At 76.1% G+C, this 7,876-nt stretch carries 6 protein-coding genes; all 6 read left to right on the top strand.

Translation table 11 applies throughout. From position 1 onward, the window contains the following. Positions 1-155: 155 nt before the first annotated feature. The 6 genes from ACWGKI_RS10455 to ACWGKI_RS10430 are packed head-to-tail and all read left to right on the top strand — an operon-like array spanning position 156 to position 7,868. The gene (locus ACWGKI_RS10455; RefSeq protein ID WP_380242998.1) at positions 156-1,346 is read left to right on the top strand and encodes an ADP-ribosylglycohydrolase family protein; all 1,191 of its coding nucleotides are present in this window, start codon (positions 156-158) and stop codon (positions 1,344-1,346) included. Beyond that, on the top strand, positions 1,343-2,755 hold the full coding sequence (locus tag ACWGKI_RS10450) for an ADP-ribosylglycohydrolase family protein (protein ID WP_452186748.1): 1,413 nt from the start codon (positions 1,343-1,345) through the stop codon (positions 2,753-2,755). Before ACWGKI_RS10455 ends, ACWGKI_RS10450 begins: the two co-directional genes overlap by 4 nt. After that, positions 2,752-3,678, top strand: coding sequence for a ribokinase (locus ACWGKI_RS10445; RefSeq protein WP_452186746.1), 927 nt, complete (start codon positions 2,752-2,754; stop codon positions 3,676-3,678). The genes ACWGKI_RS10450 and ACWGKI_RS10445 overlap by 4 nt, the downstream gene beginning before the upstream one ends. 43 nt (positions 3,679-3,721) lie before the next feature. Beyond that, positions 3,722-5,749, top strand: coding sequence for a formylglycine-generating enzyme family protein (locus tag ACWGKI_RS10440; RefSeq protein WP_452186744.1), 2,028 nt, complete (start codon positions 3,722-3,724; stop codon positions 5,747-5,749). Beyond that, a complete protein-coding gene (locus ACWGKI_RS10435) occupies positions 5,746-6,954 on the top strand; it encodes a CaiB/BaiF CoA transferase family protein (protein WP_452186742.1) in 1,209 nt (402 codons plus the stop codon). Before ACWGKI_RS10440 ends, ACWGKI_RS10435 begins: the two co-directional genes overlap by 4 nt. Continuing rightward, entirely contained in the window at positions 6,951-7,868 is a 918-nt protein-coding gene (locus tag ACWGKI_RS10430) for an HpcH/HpaI aldolase/citrate lyase family protein (protein ID WP_452186740.1), read from the top strand. The genes ACWGKI_RS10435 and ACWGKI_RS10430 overlap by 4 nt, the downstream gene beginning before the upstream one ends. Positions 7,869-7,876: the final 8 nt, after the last annotated feature.

Raw genomic sequence — 7,876 nt, 5'->3', positions numbered from 1 at the left:
TTTTTTTTTTTTTTTTTTCTCCCTCGGGGGTGGGGTTGCCTACCCCCCCCGGGGGGGGGGGGGGGGGGGCCCCCCCCCCCCCCCCCCACGACCGCCCGCCCCGCGGGCACCCGGGACGCGAGACACGCGCCCGGCAGGACGACGAGGGAGTGACCGTGACCTGGCTGGACGACCGATCGATGGCCGTGATCACCGGCGCTGCGGTGGGCGACGCGCTCGGCGGTGCCGTCGAGGGCTGGACCCCCGAGCAGATCGAGGAGCGCCACGGCGGGCGGGTGACCGGCATCGTCGGGCCCTGGTACCCGAACTGGCGGGACGCACGTCCCATCGCGCCGTACCACAAGGGCGACGGGCACATCACCGACGACACCCTCATGACGCGCGCCGTCGTGGAGGTCTACGCCAAGCGTCGCGACCACCTCGACGCGTACGCGGTGGCGGAGGACCTCGTGCCGCTGATGATCGGGGAGCCGCGCTGGATCCCCGAGCTCGAGTCGACGGCGCTGCTGCTGCAGCGTGTCTTCCTCGCCGAGAAGTGGATGGTGGCGCGGCTGCACTACGGTCACGTCGACCCGCGGGAGGCGGGCGTCGGCAACGTGGTCAACTGCGGCGCCGCGATGTACGTCGCACCGGTCGGTCTCGCCAACCCGGGGGACCCGCGGGGTGCGTACGCGGAGGCGATCGACCTCACCGGGGCGCACCAGTCGAGCTACGGCCGCGAGGCCGCGGGCGTGTTCGCAGCGATGGTCGCGGCCTCGGTGACGCCCGGTGCGACGCTCGACGACGTCGTGCACGCGGCGCTCGACGTCGCCCACGACGGGACCGCGGACGCCCTGCACGCGATGGTCGACGCCTTCGACGGCTGGACCACCCCGCCCACCACGGACGAGGAGGAGCGCGAGCTGGGGCGTCTCGTGCGCGACACCGTGGCGCCGTTCGACTCCGTCGGTCCGGCCTACCGGCAGATGTCGATGGACGCCCGCCGCCCGTCGCGGACCAAGTCGATCGAGGAGCTGCCCGCCGCGCTGGGCATGCTGCTCGGGCACCGCGGCGACTACCGCGGCGCGGTCCTCGCGGCCGTGAACTACGGGCGCGACGCGGACTCGATCGCCGTCATGGCGGGTGCGGTCGCCGCCGGCCTCGGCGGCAGCGACGTCGTCCCCGCCGTGTGGCTGGACGCGATCGAGGAGGCGAGCCGGATGGACGTCCGCGAGACCGGGCGCCTCATGGCCTCGGCCGCCGCCGACATCGTCCGCGCCGACGCCGAGCGGGCCAAGGCTCGTCTCGCCGGCATCGACGCGCTCCGTCTCGATGCCGAGGTCGAGGGCGCCGAGGTCCGGGCATGAGGCTCACCTGGGCACAGCCGGAGGACCTGCTCGCGCACGAGCTCGTGCAGTCGACCGCGGAGGGCAAGGAGACCGCGGACGTGCGCGCCCGCTGGGTGGCGGCCGGAGGGGACCCAGCCCCCGCGGTGAGCGGAGCCGGTCCCGCGGCCGCGTCGCCCGCGCTGCGGGCCCTCGCCCGCACCCTGCTGGACGAGCTGGACGCCCGCCCGGCCCCGGACGCACCGCACGAGCCGGACGACTGGGACGCGATCCTCGCGCTGCTGCCTCCGGCGCCGAGGCTTCCGCGGCGGCCCCGCGCCGGCACGGCGCTGGAGGAGCGCGTGCGGGGAGCGTGGACGGGCCGCGCGGCGGGCTGCCTGCTCGGCAAGCCCGTGGAGAAGATCCCGCGCGAGGGCATCGAGGAGATCCTGCGAGCGACCGGCCGCTGGCCTCTGGACCGCTGGTTCACCGCGGTCGGGCTGCCCGACGACGTCGCGGCCCGCTGGCCGTGGAACCGTCGCTCCGCCCCCACCTCGCTCGAGGAGAACATCCACGGGATGCCGGAGGACGACGACCTCAACTACCCGATCCTCGCGCTGGAGCTCCTCGAGACCCGGGGGCGCGCGTTCACCACGGACGACGTCGCGCAGCTCTGGCTCGACCTCATGCCCGCGGGCCGGTCCTTCACGGCCGAGCGCGTGGCGTACCGCAACGTCCTCGACGCCCGCCCCGTGCCCGAGACGGCCACGCACCACAACCCCTTCCGGGAGTGGATCGGCGCCCTCATCCGCACCGACCTGCTCGGCTGGGTGGCGCCCGGCGACGTGCGCGAGGCCGCCCGGGCGGCCTGGACCGACGCGCGGCTCAGCCACACACGCAACGGCGTCTACGGCGCGATGTGGGCGGCGGCGCTCGCGTCCGCCGCGATGGTGTGCGACGACGTCCCCGCGATCCTCGACGCGGGCGACGCCGTCGTCCCGCCCGACAGCCGGCTGGCCGCGGCCCTCCGCCTGGGACGTGCGCTGGGCGCCGCCTCTGACGGCGGCGAGGCCGCCGTGCGGGCGGACCTCGACCGGCTGCACGCCACCTACGGCGACCTGCACTGGGTGCACGTGCTGCACAACGCCGCCGTGATCGCCTATGCGCTCGAGGCCGGACGCGGCGAGTTCGGCGCGAGCGTCTCGATCGCGGTCACCGCCGGCTGGGACACCGACTCGGCGGCCGCCACCGTCGGTGGCGTGGTCGGCGCCCTGCGCGGCGTGGACGGCATCGGGGCGCGCTGGACCGACCCCCTGGACGGGCGGATCGCCACGTCGCTGCCCGGGGGCGAGCGCCGCATCGACGACCTGGCCGCGCGCACGACGGCGCTCGCCCGTGCAGCTGCCCACGACCCCGCCGGCGACGCCGCGGGCGCGAAGGCCGCGCCGTGAACGCCGCGGGTCGTGTCGTCGTGGTCGGCTCCGCCAACGTCGACCTGGTCGTCGACGTGCCCCGGCACCCGGGTGGCGGCGAGACCGTCCTGGGCGGGGACCTGCGCCGCAGCCCCGGTGGCAAGGGGGCGAACCAGGCCGCGGGCGCCGCGCGCGCCGGGGGAGCGGACACCTCGTTCCTCGGCGCCGTCGGGCGTGACGACTCCGCCGCCCTGCTCCTCGCCTCGCTCCGCCGCTCCGGCGTCCGGACCGACCTCGTGTGGCGCCTGGACGTGCCCACCGGCACGGCGCTGATCACGGTCTCCCCGGACGGCGAGAACGCCATCGTCGTCGCCCCCGGGGCGAACTCGCACCTCGCGGTCGAGCGGCCGCAGGCCGAGCGGATCGCAGCGGCGGACGTCGTCGTGGCACAGCTCGAGGTCCCGGTCGACGTGGTCCTGGCGGCGGCACGGGAGCGGCGGCCGGGGGTGCCCCTGGTCCTCAACGCCGCGCCGTCGCGCCCCCTGCCGGACGCGCTGTGGGACGCCGTCGACGTCCTCGTCGTGAACGAGCACGAGGCGGCGGACCTGGCGGGCGACGCGGGGGCCGCGGCGGACGGCGACCCGGAGGCGCTCGCGGCCGTGCTGCTGCGCCGCGTGCCGGCGGCCGTCGTCACCCTGGGCGGCGCGGGGAGCCTGGTGGCCCGCCGGGGCCGGCCGCCGGTGCGCGTCCCCGCGCACCGGGTCGAGGTCGTCGACACCACCGGCGCGGGCGACGTGTTCTGCGGCGTGCTCGCAGCGGCCCTCGCCCGCGGGGAGGACCTGGTCGCCGCCGCACGGTTCGCCGCTGCGGCCGGCGCCCTCGCCGTGACCCGCCGGGGCGCCCAGGACGCCGTCCCTGCGGCGTCCGAGGTCGTCGCCCTCGCCGCCGCCGGCCCGGGCTGAGCCCGGGCGCCGCCCCTCCCGAGACCCGTCGTAGAGAGCAGCCATGACGTACACGTTCGACCCCCTCGTCCCGCGGCCGATCGACCGGCCGACCGACGTCCCCCTCGACATCCCCCTGAGCGCGGACCAGAGCGTCGCGCTGGACGAGGCGAAGATCTTCGTCGGCCCGGCCGACCCCGCCGACCGCCCGGCGTGGCGGGAGCGGCTGACCGCCTGGCGGGCGGACGCCCGCGAGCGCCACGGCTACACCGGTGCGGCGTACGACCGGCCCGAGGCGGCGTGGGCGGCGCGCTGCCGGACGGTCGCGCAGGTGTGGCTGTGGGACGAGCTGCTGTACTCGTTCGCCGAGCACCGGTTCACGCCGGAGCGGTTCCTCGTCGACGCGGCCGAGCGGTTCGCCGGGCTCGACGCGGTCGTGCTCTGGCACGCGTACCCGGTGATCGGCATCGACGACCGCAACCAGTGGGACTTCTACCGCGACGTGCCGGGCATCGTCGACCTGGTCTCGGCGTTCCACGACGCCGGCATGCGCGTCTTCGTCGACTACAACCCGTGGGACACCGGCACGCGCCGGGGCGACGACGACCTCACGGAGCTGGCCGCGCTGGTCCGCGACCTGGGCGCGGACGGGGTCTTCCTCGACACCCTGAAGAAGGCCGAGCCCGAGCTCGTGGCCCGGCTGGAGGCCGCCCGCCCGGGCATCGTGCTGGAGGGCGAGTCGAAGCTGCCGGTGGAGCGCATCGAGGACCACCAGTCGTCGTGGGCGCAGTTCTTCGCCGACTCCCCGGTGCCGGGAGTGCTGCGCGCGCACTGGTACGAACGGCGGCACATGCAGCACCACGTGCGGCGCTGGCACCGGGACCACTCCGAGGAGCTGCAGTCGGCGTGGCTCAACGGCGTGGGGGTCATGGTCTGGGAGGTCGTGTTCGGGGTGTGGGTCGGCTGGTCCGCCCGTGACGCCGCGACCGTGCGCCGCATGGTGACCGTGCAGCGCGCCGCGGCCGACCTCCTCCTGACCGGCGCGTGGACCCCGCTGGCACCGCTGTCGTCCGACGCCGACGCGGCGGGCGTGTACGCGTCGCGGTGGGAGGCCGAGGGCGTGACGCTGTGGACCCTCGTGAACCGCGGCGAGACGGACTACACGGGTCCGTTGCTCGACGACGATGCCGCCGCGCGCGTCGTCGTCCCGGCACGCGGTGTGGCCGCCCTGGTGCGCACGGCGCCCGGCGCGGTGCTCCCGCCGTGGGCGGCACGGCTGCGCGCCGTCGTCGAGGGGCTCGACGGCGAGGGCGGTGACCGGCACGACCCGGACGGCCGCTTCCCGCACCGGGTCGCGCGCCGGCTGCGCCCGGAGGCCCCGCCGGGGATCGCACCCGCCGCCGGTGCGGGGCCGGAGGCGGACGCCGTCGTGCTGCCGGCCGGACCGTACGCGTTGACGGTGCGGTACCGCGCCCGTGAGACGGGCATGTACCAGGGTGCCCCGTACGTCGACGAGTGGAAGCCGCTGCCCCCGCGCCTGCACGACGCACGCACCCTCCAGAGGGACGGTGAGCTGGTCACCCCGGTCGCCGTCGCCGCCCACGAGGTGACCAACGCCCAGTTCGCGGCGTTCCTCGACGCGACCGGCTATCTGCCGGCCGAGCCCCACCGGTTCCTGGCGCACTGGAAGGACGGGCGCCCCGTCGCCGGCACCGAGGACCACCCGGTCTCCTTCGTCGACCTCGACGACGCGCGGGCGTACTGCGCCTGGCGCGGCGGCCGCCTGCCCACCGAGGACGAGTGGCAGCTCGCGGGCGGCGAGGCCGTCTTCGGGCGCGCGGCGCGCGCGGTGTGGGAGTGGACCGAGAGCGAGCACAGCGACGGCCGCACCCGCTACGTCATGATCAAGGGAGGCAGCGACTACCGCGCCGAGGGGTCCGACTGGTACGTCGAGGGCGGCCGGCACGCGCCCGACCGGGCGGTGAAGCTGCTGCTGCCCGGCCTGGGCCTGGCACGCGGCGCCACGGTCGGCTTCCGGTGCGCCTGGGACCTGCCCGACGCCCTGGTGGACACCACGGAGGTGACCCGATGACGGTCTCGCGCGACCCTGGCGCCGGCGCGCTCGCCGGCCTGCGCGTCGTCGACGCGTCGACCCTGTTCGCCGGCCCGATGGCCGCCATGCACCTGGGCGACATGGGCGCCGACGTGGTCAAGGTGGAGCACCCGGCGAAGCCGGACCCGTCGCGCACGCACGGGGCGGCGAAGGACGGCGTCAACCTGTGGTGGAAGACGCTCGGGCGCAACAAGCGCACCGTCACGGCGAATCTCGGCAGCCCTGGCGGGCGAGAGGTGTTCCTGGCGCTCGCGGAACGGTCGGACGTCGTCATCGAGAACTTCCGCCCGGGCACCCTGGAGCGGTGGGGTCTCGGTTACGACGAGCTCGCGGAGCGCAACCCGGGTCTGGTGCTGGCGCGGGTGAGCGGCTTCGGCCAGATCGGCCCGTACCGCGCACGGCCCGGCTTCGGCACCCTCGCGGAGGCGATGAGCGGCTTCGCGGCGATGACCGGGGAGCCGGACGGGGCGCCCACCCTGCCGCCGTTCGGGCTGGCCGACGGCGTGGCCTCGCTGGCGACGGCGTTCGCGGTCATGGTCGCGCTGTCCACCCGGGAGCGCACGGGTCGCGGGCAGGTGGTGGACACGGCGATCGTCGAGCCGATCCTCGCGATGCTCGGCCCGCAGATCACGCGGTGGGACCAGCTGCGCACCGTGCAGCCGCGCACGGGGAACCGGTCGGCCAACAACGCCCCACGCAACACCTACCGCACCCGCGACGGTCAGTGGGTGGCGGTGTCGACGTCGGCACAGTCCATCGCGGAGCGGGTGATGCGGCTGGTGGGCCGCCCGGAGCTCATCGAGGAGCCGTGGTTCGCGCGCGGGGTCGACCGGGCGCAGCACGCCGACGAGCTCGACGAGGCGGTGGGCGGGTGGATCGCCGCGCGCACCCGCGACGAGGTGGTCGCCGCCTTCGAGCAGGCGCAGGCCGCGGTGGCCCCGATCTACGACGCGCGCGACATCGTGGACGACCCCCAGTTCCGTGCCCTCGGCACGATCCACGAGATCGACGACCCGGAGCTCGGACCGCTGCTCATGCAGGGGCCGCTGTTCCGCCTGTCCGGCAACGACGGCGTCATCCGGCACACCGGCCGGGCGCACGGCGCGGACACCGACACCGTCCTCGGTGAGCTCGGGTTCGACGCGGAGCGCATCGCCGCGCTGCGGGCGCAGGGGGCGGTATGACCACGTCCGGCGCGGTCCCGCGGCCTTCAGCCGCTCCACCGCTCGCTCTCCTGTACGTGCCGGCCGACCGGCCCGAGCGCGTGGTCAAGGCGCTCGCGTCAGGAGCCGACGCGGTGCTCGTGGACCTCGAGGACGCCGTCGCGCCGGCTGCCAAGCCCGCCGCCCGGGAGAACCTCGCCGGGCTCCTGAGCGACCTCGACGGACCGGCTCCCCAGGCTCCGTCCGGCGGACCGGCCGTACAGGTGCGCGTCAACCATGCGGGCACGCCCTGGCACGCCGACGACGTCGACGCGGTGCGGGCGCTTCCCGTCGGGGTCGGGGTGCGGGTGCCGAAGGTCGAGTCGGCGGACGAGGTGCGCGCGCTCGCCGCGGCACTGCCCGGCCGTGCTCTGCACCTGCTGCTCGAGTCGGCCCTCGGGGTCGAGCGGGCGTTCGACCTCGCCACGGCGTCGCCGCAGGTCGCCTCCCTCGCGCTCGGCGAGGCGGACCTCCGCTCCGACCTGCGGGTGGACGACGAGGCGGGCCTCGCGTGGCCGCGCAGCCGGGTCGTCGTGGCCGCGCGTGCTGCGGGGCTGCCCGCGCCCGTCATGTCCGCCTACACGCACGTGCGCGACCTCGACGGGCTCGACGCGTCGTGCCGGGCAGGGCGCGCCCTGGGGTTCTGGGGCCGCACGGCGATCCACCCCGCCCAGCTCGCGACCATCCGCACGGCGTTCGCTCCGGCGCCGGACGAGGTCGCGCGTGCCCGCGAGGTGGTGCGTGCCGTGGCCGAAGCGACCGGCGCGGGCACGGGGACGGTCGTGCTGCCCGACGGCACGTTCCTCGACGTCGCGATGGTCGAGCGTGCCCGCTGGACGCTCGCGGTCCACGCCCGGGCGGGCGAGGCGCTGCCGGGCCCCCGGGAGCCGCGCTGACGGTCGGG

The organism is Isoptericola sp. NPDC055881 (assembly GCF_053615895.1).
Note: the sequence above shows the minus strand (reverse complement) of the source record. Positions and strands in the feature narration are given on the sequence as shown.